This window comes from Polaromonas sp., assembly GCF_013817205.1.
GTDB lineage: Bacteria > Pseudomonadota > Gammaproteobacteria > Burkholderiales > Burkholderiaceae_C > Polaromonas.
Map to the genome: position 1 here is coordinate 78,924 of NZ_JACDDD010000002.1, position 19,820 is coordinate 98,743.

Annotated in this window: 19 protein-coding genes; 10 read left to right on the plus strand and 9 right to left on the minus strand. The window is 61.7% G+C overall.

Features of this window, described 5'->3' with window-relative positions:
* The first annotated feature begins 64 nt into the window (after positions 1-64).
* The 4 genes from H0W47_RS00950 to H0W47_RS00965 all read left to right on the plus strand — a co-directional run bounded on the left by H0W47_RS00950 (position 65) and on the right by H0W47_RS00965 (position 6,537).
* The gene (locus H0W47_RS00950; RefSeq protein ID WP_296919499.1) at positions 65-2,596 is read left to right on the plus strand and encodes a 4Fe-4S dicluster domain-containing protein; all 2,532 of its coding nucleotides are present in this window, start codon (positions 65-67) and stop codon (positions 2,594-2,596) included.
* A 32-nt stretch (positions 2,597-2,628) separates the two neighbouring features.
* Positions 2,629-3,606 carry a tripartite tricarboxylate transporter substrate binding protein gene (locus H0W47_RS00955; protein ID WP_296919501.1) on the plus strand — a complete coding sequence of 326 codons (978 nt, stop codon included), beginning with the start codon at positions 2,629-2,631 and terminating at the stop codon, positions 3,604-3,606.
* 215 nt (positions 3,607-3,821) lie between these two features.
* Positions 3,822-5,600 (plus strand): AMP-binding protein, encoded by a 1,779-nt coding sequence (locus H0W47_RS00960; protein WP_296919502.1) that lies wholly within the window; start codon positions 3,822-3,824, stop codon positions 5,598-5,600.
* 28 nt (positions 5,601-5,628) lie between these two features.
* Positions 5,629-6,537: a bile acid:sodium symporter gene (locus H0W47_RS00965; RefSeq protein WP_296919503.1), complete on the plus strand. Its 909-nt coding sequence runs from the start codon at positions 5,629-5,631 to the stop codon at positions 6,535-6,537.
* A gap of 38 nt (positions 6,538-6,575) precedes the next feature.
* Here H0W47_RS00965 and H0W47_RS00970 read toward each other — a convergent pair whose 3' ends face one another.
* Together H0W47_RS00970 and dusA are read right to left on the minus strand one after the other, a co-directional pair.
* On the minus strand, positions 6,576-7,505 hold the full coding sequence (locus H0W47_RS00970) for a DMT family transporter (protein ID WP_296919504.1): 930 nt from the start codon (positions 7,503-7,505) through the stop codon (positions 6,576-6,578).
* A complete protein-coding gene (gene dusA, locus H0W47_RS00975; RefSeq protein WP_296919506.1) occupies positions 7,498-8,538 on the minus strand; it encodes a tRNA dihydrouridine(20/20a) synthase DusA in 1,041 nt (346 codons plus the stop codon). Before dusA ends, H0W47_RS00970 begins: the two co-directional genes overlap by 8 nt.
* A 192-nt stretch (positions 8,539-8,730) precedes the next feature.
* On the opposite strand from dusA, the gene H0W47_RS00980 reads away from it, so the two are divergent.
* From H0W47_RS00980 to H0W47_RS01005, 6 genes are all read left to right on the plus strand, one after another.
* A complete protein-coding gene (locus tag H0W47_RS00980; RefSeq protein WP_296919508.1) occupies positions 8,731-10,533 on the plus strand; it encodes a M14 family metallocarboxypeptidase in 1,803 nt (600 codons plus the stop codon).
* 97 nt (positions 10,534-10,630) lie between these two features.
* Complete coding sequence (locus tag H0W47_RS00985) at positions 10,631-11,044, plus strand: RNA-binding protein (protein ID WP_296919510.1); 414 nt, start codon at positions 10,631-10,633, stop codon at positions 11,042-11,044.
* Between the two features lie 309 nt (positions 11,045-11,353).
* Entirely contained in the window at positions 11,354-12,475 is a 1,122-nt protein-coding gene (locus H0W47_RS00990; RefSeq protein ID WP_296919512.1) for a saccharopine dehydrogenase family protein, read from the plus strand.
* The gene (locus H0W47_RS00995; protein ID WP_296919514.1) at positions 12,465-12,986 is read left to right on the plus strand and encodes a hypothetical protein; all 522 of its coding nucleotides are present in this window, start codon (positions 12,465-12,467) and stop codon (positions 12,984-12,986) included. The genes H0W47_RS00990 and H0W47_RS00995 overlap by 11 nt, the downstream gene beginning before the upstream one ends.
* The gene (locus tag H0W47_RS01000) at positions 12,983-13,354 is read left to right on the plus strand and encodes a DoxX-like family protein (protein WP_296919515.1); all 372 of its coding nucleotides are present in this window, start codon (positions 12,983-12,985) and stop codon (positions 13,352-13,354) included. Before H0W47_RS00995 ends, H0W47_RS01000 begins: the two co-directional genes overlap by 4 nt.
* Complete coding sequence (locus H0W47_RS01005) at positions 13,351-13,821, plus strand: DUF2269 domain-containing protein (RefSeq protein WP_296919517.1); 471 nt, start codon at positions 13,351-13,353, stop codon at positions 13,819-13,821. The genes H0W47_RS01000 and H0W47_RS01005 overlap by 4 nt, the downstream gene beginning before the upstream one ends.
* A 95-nt stretch (positions 13,822-13,916) precedes the next feature.
* Here H0W47_RS01005 and dnaB read toward each other — a convergent pair whose 3' ends face one another.
* The 7 genes from dnaB to H0W47_RS01040 all read right to left on the minus strand — a co-directional run bounded on the left by dnaB (position 13,917) and on the right by H0W47_RS01040 (position 19,711).
* Positions 13,917-15,329 (minus strand): replicative DNA helicase, encoded by a 1,413-nt coding sequence (dnaB, locus tag H0W47_RS01010; protein WP_296919519.1) that lies wholly within the window; start codon positions 15,327-15,329, stop codon positions 13,917-13,919.
* A 178-nt stretch (positions 15,330-15,507) separates the two neighbouring features.
* A complete protein-coding gene (rplI, locus tag H0W47_RS01015) occupies positions 15,508-15,960 on the minus strand; it encodes a 50S ribosomal protein L9 (protein ID WP_296919521.1) in 453 nt (150 codons plus the stop codon).
* A gap of 10 nt (positions 15,961-15,970) precedes the next feature.
* Entirely contained in the window at positions 15,971-16,255 is a 285-nt protein-coding gene (gene rpsR, locus H0W47_RS01020; RefSeq protein ID WP_077592883.1) for a 30S ribosomal protein S18, read from the minus strand.
* A gap of 10 nt (positions 16,256-16,265) precedes the next feature.
* Positions 16,266-16,577: a primosomal replication protein N gene (priB, locus tag H0W47_RS01025; RefSeq protein WP_296919523.1), complete on the minus strand. Its 312-nt coding sequence runs from the start codon at positions 16,575-16,577 to the stop codon at positions 16,266-16,268.
* Positions 16,578-16,626: 49 nt separating this feature from the next.
* Positions 16,627-16,995, minus strand: a complete 369-nt coding sequence (rpsF, locus tag H0W47_RS01030) for a 30S ribosomal protein S6 (protein ID WP_296919525.1) — start codon at positions 16,993-16,995, stop codon at positions 16,627-16,629.
* A 326-nt stretch (positions 16,996-17,321) separates the two neighbouring features.
* Positions 17,322-19,430 (minus strand): sodium:solute symporter family protein, encoded by a 2,109-nt coding sequence (locus tag H0W47_RS01035; protein WP_296919528.1) that lies wholly within the window; start codon positions 19,428-19,430, stop codon positions 17,322-17,324.
* A 14-nt stretch (positions 19,431-19,444) separates the two neighbouring features.
* The gene (locus H0W47_RS01040) at positions 19,445-19,711 is read right to left on the minus strand and encodes a DUF4212 domain-containing protein (protein WP_296919530.1); all 267 of its coding nucleotides are present in this window, start codon (positions 19,709-19,711) and stop codon (positions 19,445-19,447) included.
* Positions 19,712-19,820 lie beyond the last annotated feature (109 nt).

A 19,820-nucleotide genomic window follows, 5' to 3' on the forward strand; every position in this document is an offset into this window, starting at 1 on the left:
GGCCCGGTCACATACAGCCACATGCACTGACGTGCACCTCGGGAAAATGGCGGTGGCCGCTGGTTTGGCCGAAGTCATCACGCGCGATGGGTTGGTTGAACTGACCAATCCCTATGTCGGTACCCGCTATGGGCTGGCAGTCGTTACCACCACGCTGGCTCTGGCCTGCGACGACCCGCTGGCGCCGGGAGGTATGGCTGACAGGATGCGCTCGCACGGGCCCGCATGGTGGGTGGGCAAAGGGACGTTGAAAAGCGCGCTTAACAAGGACCCTTACCAGTCGCGTGATTTTCGAATGGGCCCCCAGCCATTTGAAAAACTGAAGCGTCGGGATACACCCACCACTTTCATTGACCATGAGCGGGTACCAAGATTTCCCAAGCGGGCCGATTTCTTCGCCCGCGTCCTTTTCGGGGACATGGGGAAAAATGTGCAGGACGCAGGCAAAAACGCTGCTTATGTCATGAAAAGCCCGATTGGCGCATGCGCACGGCGTGCGCTTGGCGCCCTGCTGCTGCTGCAGTTTGGAGAATCACGAGGCCCAGTCTCGGCCACAGTGAGCGATCCCCAGCGCAATGCAGACAATCTCAAGGCGGCTGCTTATTACCTCGGTTGCGACGCAGCGGGGCTGTGTGCAGTGCCAGAATGGGCTTGGTACTCCCACGACGCGGGTGGCGCGCCGCTGCCCGCCTACCATGCCAACGCGATCAACTTGCTGCTGGATCAGGGCCACGAAACCATGGACGGCTGCAGCGGCGACGACTGGATTTCAGTGGCCCAAAGCATGCGCGCTTACCTGCGCTTTTCCATGATTGGCGGCATTATTGCGGAGCAGGTAAGGCGACTCGGCTACTCTGCACGGGTTCACTCAGTTATCGACGGCGACGTGCTGCAGCCTCCCTTGCTGCTGCTTTCAGGCTTGGGGGAAGTCAGCCGTATCGGCGAAGTCATTCTCAACCCCTATCTTGGCCCGCGTCTGAAGTCCGGCACGGTAACGACTGACATGCCAATGTCCTACGACAAGCCGATTGACTTTGGCCTGCAGACTTTCTGCGAAAACTGCAACAAGTGCGCGCGCGAGTGTCCCTCAGGCGCGATCACAGCAGGGCCAAAGGTCATGTACAACGGCTACGAGATATGGAAGTCGGACGCCGAAAAATGTGCGCGTTACCGCATTACCAACCAGGGAGGTGGCATGTGTGGGCGCTGCATGAAAACCTGCCCATGGAATCTTGAAGGCCTGTTTGCGGACAGCAGTTTCCGCTGGCTGGCGATGAATGTGCCGCAAAGCGCCCGCATGCTTGCCGAGCTTGATGACCGACTTGATCATGGCACGATGAACCCGGTCAAAAAGTGGTGGTGGGACATTGAGCTCAACCAGAAAACCGGGCAGTACGTTCGCGCCGCGCTGACGAATGCACGCGGCTTGAATAAAAATCTCCGGCTTAAGCATGAAGACCAGACCCTTGCGGTGTACCCGGCTGACAAAATGCCGCCGCCGTACCCTGTCGTATTCCCCATCAACCGTGAAGAAGGCATTGCACGCTACAAATCCCTGCTCACGCCAGCACAGTATCGCGCCCGAATCAAGGCAGGCGATACCGAGAACCTTGTTCCGCAATTTCGCATGCCGGCCGGACCACCGCCGGTCTTCCCGGTCGTGCTAAAGCGACGCGAGGAAATGACGGCTGATATTGCCAGATACGACTTTGTTGCCGCCGACGGCTCGGCGCTGCCGCCTTTCGAGGCCGGGGCGCACATCGACGTGGTGATTGCGCCAGAGTACCTCAGGCAATACAGCCTTGCGGGCGACCCCGCTGATCGAAACAAATATGTGCTGGCGGTTCTGCGCGAGCCCGAAGGCCGCGGTGGTTCGATGCTGATGCACCGCGCCTTTCGCGAAGGTAAGCGGGTTTTTGTTTCGCCGCCCCGCAATCATTTTCCTCTGGTGCCGGGAGCGGGGCACAGTTTGTTGCTGGCCGGCGGAATCGGTGTCACGGCAATGATCACCATGGCCCATACGCTGGCACGAAACGGCCAATCGTTCGACTTTCATTACAGCGCAGCGAGCAGAAAAACTGCCGGGTTCATCCATGAAATCGAAGCGGCCGCTTGGGCAGACAGGGTTCATTTTCATTTTAAGGACGAAGGTCGCCGGGTGGACTTGCGCCACGTCATACCTGAGTTCAAGTCGGAAATGCATTTGTACACCTGCGGGTCTGCGCGTTACATGGACGGCGCATTTGAAGCGGCGCGGTTCAGGAATTGGCCCGAGGAGGCGCTGCACCGGGAGTTTTTCAGCGTTCCGGAGAAGCCCGAATACGTCAACCTTCCGTTTGCCATCAAACTGGCGAAAAGCGGCATCGTGCTCCACGTCCCTGCCGACCGACGCGCAACCGACGTCCTGGCGGACAATGGCATATTCATCGACACCAAATGCTCTGACGGGATATGCGGCGTCTGTGCGACGCCGTACGAAGCCGGCGATGTGGAGCATCGCGATTTTGTATTGAGCGCCAGGGAGCGAGAGAAACGCATTGTCATTTGCTGTTCAAGGGCTCGCAGCGCAGGCGGTGTCATTACGCTTGCGCTTTGACAATCCGAAATTACCCAGAAGGAGTCACCACCATGATTAACGCCAATCGCCGCCTGCTCTCAGCATTGCTGGGATCGCTTTCCCTGGCCGGCTTGCCAGTGCTGGCACAACCCACTTGGCCGGGCAAGCCGATTCGTCTGGTTATCCCGTTTCCGGGCGGCTTTACCGACAATCTGGGACGGCTGGTTGGCCAGAAAATGGGTGAGTCTCTTGGCCAACCCCTGGTGATCGAACAGCGTCCCGGCGGCAGCGGGCAGATCGCGGCCTCCGAGGTCTTGCGGTCCCCCGCCGACGGCTACACGCTGTTCATGATTCACATCGGCACGCATGCCATCAACCAGCACCTGCTGCCCAAGCTCAGCTATGACGCCACCAAGGACTTCATTCCTGTGACCGAGCTGGCGCGAGTTCCCAACCTGCTCGTCGCCACCCCGACTTTGCCGGTGCGCAGCGTGCAGGATCTGGTGGCTCTGGCCAAGGCAAAGCCGGGCAGCCTGTTCTACGCGTCACCGGGCAATGGCAGTTCCGGGCACTTGGCGGGAGAACTGTTTAAATCACTGGCAGGCGTGGACATCGTTCACGTACCGTACAAAGGCGCCAGCGAATCGCTTCAGGACCTTCTGACTGGGCGGGTTCACATCATGTTCGACTCGCTGGCGCAGGGTGGACCGCAGGCACGGGCCGCGAAGGTCCAGGGCCTGGCGGTGACAAGTACGCAACGGCATTCGTCATTTCCCGAGTTTCCCACCATGGCTGAATCCGGTTTCCCCGGCTGGAATACCGGACCATGGTTCGGCCTTGCAGTGAAGTCCGGCACACCGGACGAGATCGTACGGCGCCTCCAAATCGAAGCCGCCAGGGCCTTGGCAACACCGTCGGTTCGCGAACGCCTGGCCGCCCTTGGAGCAACGCCAGGTGGAAGCACGCCGGAAGAATTTGCTGGATTCATAAAAAATGAGTCCGAGCGCTGGGGCAAACTGGTTCGGGAGGTCCCCATCAAGCCGGAGTAAATGTGTCTGTTGGGCGCAGCGCGAGTTTTTCAACGACATGCCGGCCGCCGCCTGAATGCATTAACGCACTTCCATCGTTCCGGTTTCTCAGGGGGCTAACACAATACCGCGCGCCCTTTTAGATTGGTGAGTCAACTCGAACAGGGGGTTATGCCGGAGTCGCTGTCGTCCAGGTGGCAAGCAAAATCAACACCTTTGCCATCAAAGGATGACGGATGAGCGCTGCGAAGTCGATCTACGACGACAAACCCTGGCAAGCTGCCTACGGCCAGCACATTCAAGTCGAACTGCCCAGCGCCCGCTACCGGAATCTGGCTCACCTGGCCAGCGAGGCCTGCCGCCGTTTCGAGAAGCGCACCGCTTTCACCTGCGTGGTGGGAAATGGCATGAACGGCAGCCTCAGCTACGCCGAGGTCGACGAACTCTCTGACGCCTTCGCAGGCTACCTTCGCGGTGTCTGCGGTCTTGCGGCCGGCGACCGTGTGGCCGTGCAGTTGCCCAATTCCTTGTCGTATCCGGTGGTGGCCTTCGGGGTATTCAAGGCCGGTTGTGTCCTCGTCAACACCAACCCGCTGTACACGCCCAGCGAGATGATTCATCAGTTCAATGACGCCGGAGCCAGCGTGCTGGTGGTCGTTGACATGTTCTCGGACAAGCTGGCAGAAGTGGTGCCCAAAACCGGCATCAAACGTGTCGTTCTGGCCGGCGTGTCCGAGATGTTTCCCGCCATCCCCAACATGGTTGTGCGTGGTGTACAGAAGGTGTGGAGCAAGACCCTGCCGCCCGTACCCCGGCTGGCAGTTCCCGTTGAACGCCTGGCCGACACCCTGCAGGCGGGCCGCAAGACCCTGCCCGCAGACGGCGTGAGAGTCTGGTGGGAGCACATTCCCGCAGCCAGTGTGGCTGCTTTGCAGTACACCGGCGGCACGACCGGCGTGAGCAAAGGCGCCATGCTCAGCCACGCCAACCTGCTCGCCAATGTGGACCAGGTGCTGGCCATGGGTCGTTCGCACATGAGCGCCGGGGACGGCAGCCAGGAATGTGTGCTGACCGCCCTCCCGCTGTACCATATCTTCGCATTCACCGCGAACCTGCTGACGTTCTTTGACATCGGTGCTCGCAACATCCTGGTGCCCACCCCCCGGCCGGTGCAAAACCTGCAGCGAGCCATCGAAAACTACCCCATCACCTGGATCACCGGGGTAAACACCCTGTTCAATGGCCTCATGAACGAGGAATGGTTCAGCGCGTTTCCGCCGAAACACCTGAAGGCCGCCATTGCCGGCGGTACGGCCCTGCACGGTGCGGTGGCCGCACGGTGGCAGGGCATGACCGGCACAAGGGTGGCCGAGGGCTACGGCTTGACCGAGACATCCCCTGTCATCACCTTCAACCCCATGACCGGCACCGCACGGCCTGACAGCATCGGCATTCCCGTGCCGGGGTGCGAAGTCCGTCTGGTTGCGGACGACGGCAGCCCGGCACCAGTGGGCCAGCCGGGAGAGCTGGCGGTGCGCGGTCCGCAAACCATGCTCGGCTACTGGCAACGGCCGGAAGACACCGCACTGGTCATTAAAGATGGCTGGCTGTACACCGGCGACGTTGCCGTGATGGATGAAAGCGGATTCTTCCGCGTCGTGGACCGCAAAAAGGATCTGGTGCTGGTATCGGGCTTCAATGTGTACCCCAACGAGGTGGAAGAGGCTCTGTCGAAGCTGGATGCGATCTTTGAGGCCGCAGTGGTCGGCATACCCGACTCGCGCTCGGGGGAGGCCGTGCGCGCCTACGTCGTGAAGAACCCGGAGTTCGAGGGCGAGCTCACGCAGGAAATGGTCATCACCCATTGCAGAAGCCTGCTGACGGATTACAAGATTCCGAAGTCCATTGTTTTCAGGAACGAACTTCCCAAGTCACCGATCGGAAAAATCCTGCGCAAGGATTTGAAGGCAGAAGTCAAGGCAGAGCACGCCCAGCCATCAGCCACTGCCCGCTAAAAAAATAGAAACTCTGGAATATTGAAAAATGCTTACTCCACTGGAAACCAAACTGCTCGGCATGATGATGATGGTCATCATGCTGGGCATGGGCGCGAGCCTGACCTTTCGCGACTTCCTGATCGCCTTTCGCAAGCCAAAGGGTGTGATGGTTGGCGTCCTTTGCCAGTACGGCATCATGCCCTTCCTCTCCTACCTCCTGGCGGTGCTGCTCGGCCTGCCGCCGGCGCTGGCGGTCGGCCTGATCCTGATGGGTTGCATGCCGGGCGGAACCACTTCCAACATCTTCACATACTTCAGCAAAGGAGCCCTTGCGCTGTCCATCATGATGACCAGCGTATCAACCCTGATCGCCGTAGCCGCCGTACCCGCACTCATCGCCTTTTACAGCAAGCTGGCTGGCGTGACCGGTGAATTCGCCATCCCTGCGGCCAATGTGGCGCAAGTGCTCGTGGTGCTTCTGGTGCCCACGCTGCTGGGCATGGTGCTACGCAAGTGGAATCCCAACATCGGCGCCACCATAGAGCTGATCGGCTCCATGCTGGGCATCCTGGTGATTCTTTTTCTGGTGGTGTCGTGGGTTCCACGCAATTACCAGTTGCTGCTTTCAACCCCATGGCAGGTTTTCTTCGTCGCCATCGGACTGGGACTGTTCGGCATGCTGTTGGGGTACTGGCTGGCACGCGCGCTCAGACAGGACAGCAACCGCTCCCGCACCATCAGCCTGGAAACCGGCATTCAGAACGGCCCGCTTGCCGTACTCATCGTGTCGCTGACCTTCACTGGGGAGATGCAGCAACAGGTGTTGTTGATACCGGTGCTGTACAGCCTGTTTATCGTGTTGAGCAGTTCGGTCATCACCGTCTGGTACCGCACCAATGCCACCCGCGAAGCGCTGGCACGCGATGCAGCCAAGGTGCGGCTCGTGACGGCATAGGTACGCAGGGCGACGGGGGCTATCGCACCGCCGGAGATTCAGGCAGGCGACTGCGGCGTTGCAGCCGGTCTGGCGGGTCGGGTGACCAGAAACACCCCGGGCAAGATCAATAGCGCACCGACCGCGTGGTGCCAGCCCGGTGGCTCGCCCAGCAGGCCCCAAGCCGCAGCGGCTGCGTAAAGCGGGCCGAGGTAAAGCGCCACCGCCACGCGGCTGGCCCCGAGGATTTTTTGCGCCCAGCTGTATATCCAGTAGGCGCCAATACCGGGAATCAAGCCCGCCACGACCACCAGCAGCAAAGCCTGGCTGCCCAGCACATCGGCGCCAGCCCGCGTGGCCTCCCACAGCGCTGGGGGCAGCAGCACCAAGGCACCGCCGACACAGATGGCCGCGAGCCGTGCCGTTGCACTCAGAGGACTGGGCCAGCGTTTTTGCAGTAGCGCGTAAGCCGCCCACGACACGGTGGCCGCCACAATCCAGACATCACCCGCGACAAACTGCACCTGCCCCAAAGCCGTCCACTGCCCCCGGACCACGACATGTAGCACCCCGGTCAGCGCCAGCACGACGCCCGCCTTCTGCCGCGCCCCAAATGCCTCGCCCAACCACCACATCGCCCCAAGGCTGATCAGCACCGGCGAGGCCGAGTAAATCAAAGCAATATTCATCGCCCCGGTTGAACGGGCGCCCTCGTACACCCAGGCGCCGCAGATCAGCATGCCCAGGGTGCCCAACACCAGGTACTGCCGCCAGGCCCGGACAATCGTCGCCCGGTGTTGCCACAGCTCGGCGCGCGTGATGACCACCAGGATCAGCGCCGCCAGACCCCAACGGCCCAGTGCCAGCATGTAAGGCCCGATGACACCGGGCGCCTTGCGCGCCACAATGTAATTGACAGCCCACAGCGCCGGAACCAGCCAAAGCAGCAACAGGGCCTTGCGCGTCTCGCGCTGCGCCGCGTCAGGCATGCGCCGCCATGTCGGGCTGCAATGAAGACTCGCCGCCTTGGCTGGGCAGGGGAGCATGCGCCAGTGTCATCACCTCGCGCGGGTGCAGGGACTTGAGCTTGTGGTCGCTCCAGACCTGACGCCAGCGCCTTGAGCCAGGCAGGCCGTGGCGCAAGCCCAGCATGTGGCGGGCGATTGTCGGCCAAGGCGTACCGTGTTGGGCGGCCTGCGCGGCCATGTAATCCACCATCATCGATTCGACCGACTCCCGTGTCTGCTCCCCCGGACCGGTGCCAAAAAAGGCCTCATCCCAGGACGCCAACCACCAGGGGTGATGGTAGGCCTCGCGCCCCACCATCACGCCGTCGAGTTCGCGCAGTTGCGCCGCGACCTGCTCGCCAGTGGTGATGCCCCCGTTGATGACGATGGTGAGATCCGGAAACTCGCGCTTGAGCCGACGAACCAGCTCGTAGCGCAGCGGTGGCACTTCGCGGTTTTCCTTAGGAGAAAGGCCCTTGAGCCAGGCATTGCGCGCGTGCACAATGAAAGTCTTGCAGCCTGCTTCGCTGACCGTGCCAACAAAGTCGCGCACAAAGTCATAACTTTCGCCCTTGTCAATGCCAATACGATGCTTGACCGTTACGGGCACGGCCACCACATCAACCATGGCTTTCACGCAATCGGCGACCAGTTGCGGCTCGGCCATCAGGCAGGCGCCGAAAGCGCCGCGCTGCACCCGCTCGCTGGGGCAGCCGCAGTTGAGGTTGATCTCGTCATAACCCCATTGCTCGCCCAATTTCGCGCAATGCGCCAGGTCAGCGGGCTCACTGCCGCCGAGTTGCAAGGCCACCGGATGCTCCTGCGCATTGAAACGCAGGTGGCGCGCCACATCGCCGTGCACCAACGCGCCGGTGGTCACCATCTCGGTGTAAAGCAGGGCGTGGCGGGACAGCAGACGGTGGAAATAACGGCAATGCCTGTCAGTCCAGTCCATCATCGGTGCCACGCTCAGGCGATGCGCCGGAAATGGCGTGGAAGAGGAACCGGCATTCATTGGTAACGAGGGCTCGAAAAGCATGGAAGCCCATAGTTTCTCACGCTGGCCTTCCGGGCATGCCCGGACAAGGAAATTTGCCACAGCTGGTAACAGAGAAGGGGTAACCATCGGTCCGCCCCGCGTCAGAGCCTGGATAATAGGAATCAGGACCGGGTCGCCCCGGCAGTCCTCCAGAACCCTATTGAAGCCATGACCCAAACAGCCCTGCCCCTGCCCTGCACCTCCCGCTCCGGCCTGTTTCGCCCTGCCCTGCCCCTGCTGCTGAGTCTGGCCTTGGCCGCCTGCACCTCGGTGCCGCTGCCGCCCTGGCCGGCGCCGGGCGGCGCAGCCAAGGCGCCGCTTCCGGCCGCACCGGCGCCGGCGACTATCCCGGTGACAGTGGCACCACCGGTCGTGGTCATCCAGCCAGTCCCGGCGCGCCCGTCCGGGGTGGTGACCCCGGCGGAGGCCCCCTACAGCGCCGCAGTGGCCGCCCGTTTCCCTGCACCCTCGCTGATTTACAGCACGCCGGGCCTGCAGGAAGGGCGCAGCAGCTTCACCTCAAATGCAGAAATCCAGAACTGGCTGCGCGACCTGGTCGCCGCTGCTGCGGCGACACCCGCCTTGAAAGCCGCCCTGCTGCCCATCGGTCGGTCACAGAGCGGCGAAACGCTGGACGCACTGGTGCTGACGCGCGCTGCCGGCACCGAGGCAGCCGCCATCGCGGCATCAGGCCGGCCCACAGTGCTGCTGATCGGCCAACAGCATGGCGACGAGCCGGCCGGCAGCGAAGCGCTGCTGGTGATAGCGCGTGAACTCACACAAGGCCTCTTGCGGCCAATGCTCGACCGTATCAATGTCATCATCGTGCCGCGCGCCAACCCCGATGGCTCGGCCGACAACAGGCGCGTGACCACCGGCGGCCTGGACATGAACCGCGATCACCTGCTGCTCAACACGCCGGAAGCGCAGGCTCTGGCCCGGCTGACCCGCGACTACCGCCCTACCGTCGTGGTGGACGCCCATGAATACACCGTCGTGGGCCGCTTCCTGCAGAAGTTCGGCGCCGTGCAGAAATACGATGCCCTGCTGCAATACGCAACCACCGCCAACATCCCGGAGTTTCTGACCAAGGCCTCGGAAGAGTGGTACCGCCGCCCGCTGGTGGCGGCGCTGAAGTCCCAGGGACTGAGCAACGAGTGGTACTACACCACCTCAACCGACCTGACGGACAAAAAAATCTCCATGGGCGGCACCCAGCCCGACACCGGCCGCAACGTCAATGGCCTGAAAAACACCGTGAGCCTGCTGATCGAAACGCGCGGCGTCGGCATAGGGCGGCTGCACATCCAGCGCCGGGTCCACACCCACGTCACCGCCATCAGCAGCGTGCTGGCAAGCACCGCTCAGCGCGCCAGCGAACTCCGCCAGCTCCAGCCTTATATTGAAAAGGAAATCGCCGGCCAGGCCTGCAAGGACGAAGCCGTGGTGGAAGCCGGCCCGACCCCGACGCAGCAGGAACTGCTGATGCTGGACCCCATCACCGGAGCCGACAAGGCGCTGCGGGTGGAGTGGAATTCGGCGCTGGCGCTGCGCAAGATCAAGACGCGCGTGCGCCCTTGCGGCTACTGGCTTTCAGCCTCTTCAAAAACGGCGGTAGAGCGGCTGCGACTGCACGGCGTGCAGGTGCTGCGCGTCACCGAACCCGGCTCCATGCTTGGTGACCTGTACCGCGAAACAGCACGCTCTGCGGGCGAACGGCAGGACGTGCGTGGCACCATCAGCGACGCCGGGCAGATCGTCAAAGCAGAAGTGGCGCTGGTGCGGGGGGTGATCGACGCGCCCACCGGCAGCTACTACGTACCGCTGAACCAGCCGCTGGCCAACCTGGCGATCGCCGCGCTGGAGCCTGACACGCAAAACAGCTACTTTGCCAACCGGCTCATCGACAACCTGACCGGCAGCGCACGCGTGATGGCCGAACCGTCGCTGAAAACCGAAGAACTGCCCTGAACATTCGGTACGGCGCGAGCTGGCTATCCGGGAGTCCTACAAAAAGCGGCTATCGCGGCTGACAGCCTGACCGCGCCCGGCGGAGCGTAATCAGGCCATGAAGACATTTGAACTTATCCCGAAGATGGTCACCATGGGTGGCGTGTTTTACCCCACCGGCTACGCCGTCATGTTGTTCGCCGACAGCGCCCAGGCGCAGCAAGCCGCCGATGCGCTGGAAGCCAATGGATTTGCAGGCGACACAGTCATGCTGTTGCCCCCCGAAACCATCCTGCACGACATCGGCAAGGTGGACGGTGACTCCGGTGGTATGCCCTCAGTCGGCACCGAAGGCCATACTGTCAACAAATACGTCGCGCTGGCCCGCCAAGGCCACCACGGCGTGATGGTCCACGCGCCCGACGATGAAGACACCCAGCGCGTGTTGTCGGCAGTGCGAGGCCAGCGCTTCGTCTACGGCCAGAAGTACCACATGCTGGCGATGGAAGACCTCGAGCCGGTTGCGAGCTGAGCCCTGCCGTTGGTGATCTGCTGTGCGGCCCACTTCCGGGACAATCTCGTCCGCTATGGAATTCATAGCTGCCCGCGCTTGCTGGATATGGGCTGAAGGCCTTTTTGCCACTTTTTTCAGCAGTTCAGCAGTTCTACAGGTTATCAGTTCTCTTTCCCCCCAATTGCAAGCTGTTTGAGCCTCCAGCCCATGCCTAGCGGGTGTAGTCAGCTATTGATTTCATAGCATGTCAAAGCACTGATGGCGGGCCTCTCTCCACCTTGGCTGACCCGTGCCCGTCCATAATGACGAACAAAAGGGTGCACAGCGTTGAAGACACTGGTCTTGGGAGGGTACGGAAATTTCGGTGCGCGCATCTGCCGGGCACTGGCTGGCGATGCCCGGATACAACTTCTGATCGGCGGACGAGACTTGGCGCGCGCGCAATCCCTTGCCGATGCCCTGCCTTCGGGCGCCCAGGCCGTGGCCCTGGATCACAGCGCAGCCGGCTTCGGCCCGTGCCTGAAAAAACTGGGCATCGAGTTGCTGATCCACACCGCCGGCCCCTTCCAGCAACAGGACTACGCGGTGGCTCACGCCGCCGCCGCGGCAGGGGCTCACTACATCGATCTGGCCGACGGCCGCCGCTTTGTCTGCGACTTTTGTGCCGCTATGAACGGCGTTTTCAGCGCGGCGGGACGCACGGCAATCTGTGGCGCCAGCACAGTGCCAGCGCTGTCTTCTGCCGTCGTCGACCATCTCTGCAGCGGCTGGCAAGGCCTGACCAGCATAGACACCTGCATTGCGCCGGCCCAGACCGCGCCGCGCGGCCTGGCCACGCTGGCCGCCGTGCTCAGTTACTGCGGCGCGCCACTGCAAGTCTGGAATGACGGGCAGTGGCAAGCGCAGCTGGGCTGGGCCAGCCCCCGTGAAGTGCAGTTCGCGCGCCTGCACCCACGCCTGGGGGCACTCTGCGACATTCCTGATCTGGAACTCTTCCCGGCGTACTACCGGGTTAGCGACCGCGTCATGTTCAAGGCCGCGCTCGAGGTCGGCATGGCTCAGCGCGGCTTGGCCGGGCTGGCGAGATTGCGCGCATGGGGCTTGATCAAGCATCCGACAGGGCTTGCTGGCCTGCTGAACACCAGCGCCCGTGCCCTGGATGGTCTGGGGTCCTCACTGGGCGGCATGGTGGTCCATGTGGAAGGCCTTGATTCAGCGGGCCAACGAGCCAGGCGCGCATGGCACATTGCGGCAGACCATGACCATGGCCCCGAAATCCCCTGCATGGCCGCCATTTTGCTGGCCCGCAAGCTGGCGCACGGACAAGCTTTACCTACCGGTGCCCACGCATGCATGGGCATGCTCAAGCTCGCAGAGTTTGAGCCCGAGTTTGCACGCTGGGGCATGGCCATCGACATCGTGGACGAGAACTCGACACATGCCGCATAAGAAGATGGAGTTCCCCATGCCGGCAGGCGAAACCGTGGTCTTCGACGCGTTTCACTACCACTTGTGGCGCGCGCGTTGGGACTCGCTGGTCAGTGCCACCCACGTGCTGGGCGGTGCGCCCTGCCCCTTCGTCGGAGCGGTGACCGAAAACACCGGCGCGGGCGCACTGGGCGGCCTGTCGATGCGCACGCAGTTTGTCTCGTACGACCGTCCCCGCGTCGCAGCAGCAGCCATGATCGGCCAATCGTTTCCATTCACCAGGTGGGCCGCATCGATGCGACACCGAGCCACCGGGCCGCGGCAGTCGGTTCTCATTTACACCTACAGCTTCCAGAGCGGGCCTGCGGGGCTGCGCTGGTTATGGGCGCCGGTTGTTGACTGGATCTTCACCTGGCAAACCCGCAGGCGCTTTGCCAGACTGCGGGACTTCCTGGCGCAGCACGCCGCCGAGGTCGAGCGCTGGCAGCAGGATAACGCCGATACCAGCGCCTCCGTGGCGACGCAAGCATGACGCTGAGCGGTAAAGACCAGCAATGGCTGCGGCTGAGCATCGTCTCTGTGTGGCTGACCACGGCCTTCGCCAGCGTATGGGAGCTGGATGGCCAAAGCGCGCAGCTACTGCAGGCCGCCGGCGTGCAGGACGCTTCCCTGGCGCGCTGGCTGATCCTGGGCGGGGCGGGTGTTGACGCCGCCCTCGGGCTGGCCATGCTTTTGTGGCCCGTGCGGTGGGCTTACCTCGCGGCGCTGGCCGTCATGGCGCTGATGACGCTGGTGGCAAGCATTCTTGATCCATCGCTGTGGCTGCACCCGCTGGGCCCCCTGACCAAGAACCTGCCCATTGCCGTTCTTCTCCTTGTTCTTGCCAAGGCCAAACCATGAGTATTTACCTGACCTTGAAGTGGACACACATCCTGTCGAGCGTGCTGCTGGTGGGCACCGGCTTTGGCTCGGCGTATTACATGTTTTTTGCCAATCGCACGCGCAACGTCAACGCGCAGGCGGTGGTATCAAGGTTGGTGGTGCGCGCCGACTGGTGGTTCACCACACCCACCGCAATCATTCAACCTGCCACGGGGCTTGCCATGGCGTATCTGACAGGTCTGCCTTTGAGCACACCGTGGCTGGCAAGCTCGATCGCCCTGTTTGTTGTCGCCGGCACCTGCTGGCTGCCGGTGGTGTGGCTGCAAATCCGCATGGCAGCAATGGCGCAGGACGCCGCTCAGGCGGGCACGGAACTGCCCGATGTCTACTGGCGTTATGCGCGCTGGTGGGAGTGGCTGGGGTATCCCGCGTTTGCGGCGATGCTGGGGGTTTTTTATTTGATGGTGGTCAAACCCGCGTTGTAAACGGTGTTCCCGGCGCCGCTTGGAGATTTCAAGCATTCGCTATTGAATCGATAGCTGATCGCGCTTTCTGGACAAGGGCTGGAGCCCAATTTGTCTTAAAAATCCCCGCTGCCCCCATGCGCCAGACTCTCGAACTTGGTGATGCGGTTGATGAAGGCCAGCTTGACCGTGCCTGTCGGTCCATTCCGCTGCTTGCTGATGATGACCTCGGCCACGCCGGGTTCCTTGCAGGCGTCCTTGGTGTAGTACTCGTCGCGGTAGATAAACATGATGATGTCGGCGTCCTGCTCGATCGCACCGGATTCGCGCAGATCGCTCATCATGGGGCGTTTGTCGGTGCGCGACTCGACGCCGCGGCTCAGCTGCGACAGCGCAATCACCGGGCATTGCAACTCTTTGGCCAGCATCTTCAGGCCGCGTGAAATTTCGCCGACGGCCGTCGCGCGGTTCTCCTCACTCATGCTGGACGAGACACTCATCAGTTGCAGGTAGTCGACGACGATCAGGCCAAGCTTGCCGCACTGGCGTGCCAGGCGCCTAGCGTTGGCGCGCAATTCGCTGACGGTCAGACCCGGGGTCTCGTCGATGTGCAGCGAGATGTTGCGCAGCTTCTCGATGGCTTCAGTCAGGCGCGGCCACTCTTCATCAGTCAACGCGCCGGTGCGCAAATGGGTCTGGTCGATGCGGCCAATGGAGCCGACGATACGCACCGCTAGTTGCGAGGCGCCCATCTCCATAGAGAACACCGCCACCGGCAGGCCTTCGTTGAGCGCCACGTGTTCGGCGATGTTGATGGCCAGCGCGGTCTTGCCCATGGACGGTCGCGCCGCGAGGATCACCAGGTCGCCGGCTTGAAAGCCCGAGGTCATTTTGTCGAGGTCATAAAACCCGGTCGGCACGCCAGTCACATCATTCGGGTTTTCCGACATCTCGGTGACGCGGTCCAGCAGGCTCACCACCAGAGTGTCCATGCTCTGGAAACCCTGCTTCATGCGCGAGCCCTGCTCGCCGATCTTGAAGATCTTCTGCTCGGCCTCGTCGAGGATGGTCGCCACCGCTTTGCCCTGCGGGTTGAAAGCGTTGGTGGCGATTTCGTCGCTGGCGGCCACCAGTTTGCGCAGGATGGAGCGCTCGCGCACAATTTCGGCGTAGCGGCGGATGTTGCTGGCGCTTGGCACGTACTGCGCCAGCGAATTGAGGTAGCCCAGACCACCGACCTCGTCGGCCTTGCCCTGGTTCTGCAGGTGTTCGTAGACCGTGATCACGTCGGCCGGCTTGGTGGCGTTGATCAGCGCGCCCACGGCCGCGTAAATCAGCTTGTGTTCGTAGCGGTAAAAGTCCTCGTCCACCAGCAGGTCACCGACCCGGTCCCAGGCGCCGTTGTCGAGCAACAGGCCGCCCAACACACTGGACTCTCCCTCGATCGAGTGCGGGGGAATGCGCAGCTGCGCAATTTGCCGGTCGGCGCTGTAACGGGGGTCGGGAGCGGTGGAAAGTACGGCAGACATGTGTTTCCTGAAGAGCCTTCCATGCTAGCGCCAAGCGCGGCTGGCGTCACGGGACAAAGCTGTTGATAAGTTCTTGATAACAGGGGAACAAGCCTGTACAGGCTGTGTACGGCCCGCCATGAAAAAAAGCCGCTCGGTGAGCGGCTTTTTCGGGACCGGCAGAACCGGCACGACGCGGTTAGGCGGATTCGCCGTACACCGTCACCGTGATGTCCACAGCCACATCGGTGTGCAGGGCAACAGTCACTGGATGGTCGCCAACAGTCTTCAAAGGACCGTTGGGCATGCGGACCTGCGACTTGGCCACAGGGAAACCCTGCTTGGTCAGTTCGGCAGAGATGTCGTGGTTGGTCACAGAGCCAAACAGACGGCCATCCACACCGGCTTTTTGCGTGAGCTTGACGGTAGTACCGCCGAGCTTTTCGCCTTGGGCCTGCATCGCGGCCAGTTTTGCAGCGGCTGCCTTTTCGAGTTCGGCGCGTTTGACTTCGAATTCCTTGATCGCTGCGGCGGTGGCGCGGCGCGCGCGGCCAGAGGGGATCAGGAAGTTGCGTGCGTAGCCGTCTTTGACCTTGACGACTTCACCCAGGTTGCCCAGGTTCACGACTTTGTCGAGCAGAATGATTTGCATGGTCGGCTCCTTACAGGCTGCGGTGCTGGTCGCTGTAAGGCAGCATCGCGAGGAAGCGAGCGCGCTTGACGGCGGTATTGATCTGGCGCTGGAAAATCGCGCGCGTGCCGGTCAGGCGGGCGGGGATGATTTTCCCGTTTTCGGCCACGAAATCGCGCAGGGTGTCGATGTCCTTGTAGTCGATTTCTTCAACGCCGGCAGCGGTGAAGCGGCAAAACCGCTTGCGCTTGAACAGCAGGGATTGTGTGTTGCGCTTGGGGCGCTTGTCTTTGTTGAAACGTTTTGGTCCGGGCATGGTGGACTCCTTAAAGGGGGTTCAGAACTTGATCAGAAACTGGTTGAAAAGCTTGGATGTGAAACACGACACTTTTGCTGCCTCGCGCATTGACCAGAAAACCGGTGAACCTGAAGGCTTGTCCCAAGGACAGCCGGCCGGTTTGTTCGGCCAGTGTCCCAAAGGCAACCGCTTTCATCGTGAGCTTGACCTGCCGGGTGGAACCTGCTTCCGTCATGTCGGACTCGTGATCGAGGACGAAGTTGACGGCGGGGATTCCAGCGGGCGTGTAGCGCAGGGGACTGGCCTCGGCGATACAGGCGGTCAATTCAACGTGGTTCACTGCAGGATCAGTCGCGCAGCAGCGCGTCGTGGAGCAGCATGTTGGCGTCTTACGACGCTGCATACTCCTGCTGCTGGGCCTTGCGGGCTTCTTCACGCTCGACATTACGCATCATGAGGGACGGGCCGGTTTCAGCCTTTTTCTTCATGACAGTCAAGTGGCGCAGCACGGCATCGTTGAACTTGAACGCGTGTTCAATTTCTTCCATCACGGCCTGGCTGGCTTCGATGTTGATGCACAGGTAGTGGGCTTTGGCGAGTTTCTGGATCAGGTACACCAGCTGGCGACGGCCCCAATCTTCGACCCGGTGCACTTTTCCGCCGCCAGCGGTAATCATGCTTTTGTAACGTTCCAGCATGGCTGGAACTTGCTCGCTTTGATCCGGATGGATCAGCAAGACGATCTCATAGTGACGCATAAACTCTCCTTGTGGTTGATAAGAGCTGCCCCAGCGTCGTTACGGGTGCAGCAAGGCGAAGCCCATGATTATATACCAGCCCCACGTTCGTTCGCTTCGCGTAACTCTGTGCCCCCCCGAGGGGGCGCTGCGCCTGCGGACTGGCAAAGCCAGATCCGCGGCCCTTGCTTGACTTGAAGAGCCCTCGCGCAAGTCCCAATTCACGCCGTCCGTCCGGGCTTGTAAAAGTCGAAGGACCTGCGAAAACACCCGCCCATAAAAAAAGCCCGGCTACTTGCGTTGCCGGGCTTTTGAACCTGAACTCAGTTCAGGTCATGCAGGCTGCATCAGGCGGCGCGCAGCGTTGGGTAACGCACATGCTCGACCAGTTCCTGGATCTTGCGGCTTGGCGCAGGTGTCACTAGGCTGACCAGGAGGATCACGGCGAAGCCGATAGGCACACCGAACAGACCGGCCGAGATTGGCTGGATATCCCACCAGAGCTGGACGGGTGAAGTGATGCCAAACAGACCGCGCATCCAGGGCTGGGTGGTCACCATGTAGTAGAAGGTCACGCCCAGGCCGGCGATCATGCCCAGAGAGGCAGCGATTCCAGTGGCACGCTTCCAGAATATCCCCAGAGTCAGCGCCGGGAAGAACGCAGCCGCTGCGAACGAAAACGCCGCAGACACCAGGAACAGGATGTCGGCCGGTTTCTGGGCAGCCACGTAAGCGGCGGCCAGCGCAACCACCAGCAGCAAGACCTTGGAGATAGTCACGCGGCGTGCGGTAGAAGCGTTCGGGTCTATCATCTTGTAGTACAGGTCATGGCTCAAGGCATTGGCAATCGTCAGCAGCAGGCCGTCAGCAGTAGACAGCGCCGCAGCCAGGCCACCAGCCGCCACCAGGCCGGACACCACGTATGGCAGACCGCCAATCGCAGGTGCCGCCAACACAATGATGTCGCCCCCAATGGACATCTCATTGAGCTGCAGGAGACCATCCTTGTTAATGTCCACTACCGACAGCAGTGACGGATCAACCCTGTTCCAGTCTGCAATCCAGCTCGGCAACGCGTTGAATGGCGTGCCGACCAGTACGGTGAATACCTCGTATTTCACCAGCACAGCCAAAGCCGGCGCGGTGAAGTACAGCAGGAAAATGAAGAACAGCGACCATGTGACCGACTCCCGCGCTTCTTTCACGCTGGGGACCGTGTAATAACGCATCAGGATGTGCGGCAACGCAGCGGTGCCCACCATCAGGCAGAAGATCAGCGCCAGGAAGTTGCGACGTGAGACGTCGTAAGCCTTCTGGGCGGCCGCGTCGCCGTTCGGATCACCGGCATACTGCTGGGCGTGCGGTGGCATGCCGTTGAGCGGCCGAGACTTGGCATCCGCGCCAGCCTTGGCTGCCGTCCAGGCTTTGGTGGCCGCAGCGGCGTCTTTAGGCACCGCAGCAAGGGCTTTTTCCGCTGCAGCAATCTCGGACAGTGCGCCATTGGCGGCTTTCAGGTCCGCCACGGTCTTCTCGGCGACGGCCTTGTCAGCTGCCAGAGCGGTTGCCGGGTCTTTCAGCTTTGCCGTCAGGGCTGCAGAGCGCTGCTTGTAGATTTCGCGGACTTCAACTTCTTTCGCATTGGCAGTCAGCTCTTTTTCCTTGGCTGTCACTTTTTGCAGCTGGAAGCCGTAAATGGCTTGCGGAATCGGCACATTGGTCTGCTTGACCGACAGCCACACCACCGGAATCATGTAGGCGACGATCAGGATGATGTACTGGGCCACCTGCGTCCAGGTCACGGCACGCATGCCGCCGAGGAAAGAGCAGACCAGAATACCGCCCAGACCCAGGAAAATCCCGAGCTCGAACGCTACGCCAGTCAAGCGTGCAGTGATCAGGCCGACGCCGTAAATTTGTGCCACCACATAGGTGAAGGAGCACAGAATCGCCGCAATGATTCCCAGGAAACGCGGCAGGTTGCCGCCGTAGCGTTCACCCAGAAAGTCGGGAATGGTGAACTGGCCGAACTTGCGCAGATAGGGCGCCAGAAACAGCGCGACCAGGCAGTAACCGCCGGTCCAGCCCATGATGAAGGCCAGGCCGCTGTAACCCGTCAGGTAGAGCGTTCCGGCCATACCGATAAAGGAAGCAGCGGACATCCAGTCGGCGCCGGTGGCCATGCCGTTGTAGACCGCCGGAACCTCGCGCCCGGCGACGTAGTAGGCGTCGACCTGCATGGTGCGCGACAGCCAGCCGATCGCGGCGTAGATCACCAGTGTGAACAAAAGGAACAGCACGCCGATCGGCCGCGCCCCGAGGCCGAGCTGCTCGAGCACCGCCATCAGCGCGAAGAACGCCAGGAAGCCGAGCGTATAGAGCGCGTAGGCTCTGCCGAGATTGTTGATGAAGGATTTGTCGCGCGCGACTTCCTGCTGGAGTTCGTCCCGAGATGCCATTGCCGGTTCCCTCCCTAGAGCTCGCCGCTGCCGAATTCGTCGTCGATCCGGTCCTGGATCAAGTTCTGGACAACGATGAGCACCACGAAGATGATCAGAGATCCCTGCACCACGAAATACATGCCCAGCCGGAAGCCGAGGAAGCTGAAGCTGTTCAGCTCGGCTGCGAACCACGGCACCACGAGCGAGAAGACGAACCAGATTAACAGGACCACGAACGTGAGGCTTCGGGTCTTGCTCCAGTGTATCCTGCGCCGCTCCGATCGATCTTGTATTGACAACGTCCCGTTCCTCCCTGCGCTGTGCCTTGGGGCACATTCTTTCGAGGGAAAGAGTTAGACCCTCGCTGGAGAAAGTCTACTGAAAATGAGGCCCTTGGGGGAAGCTGTA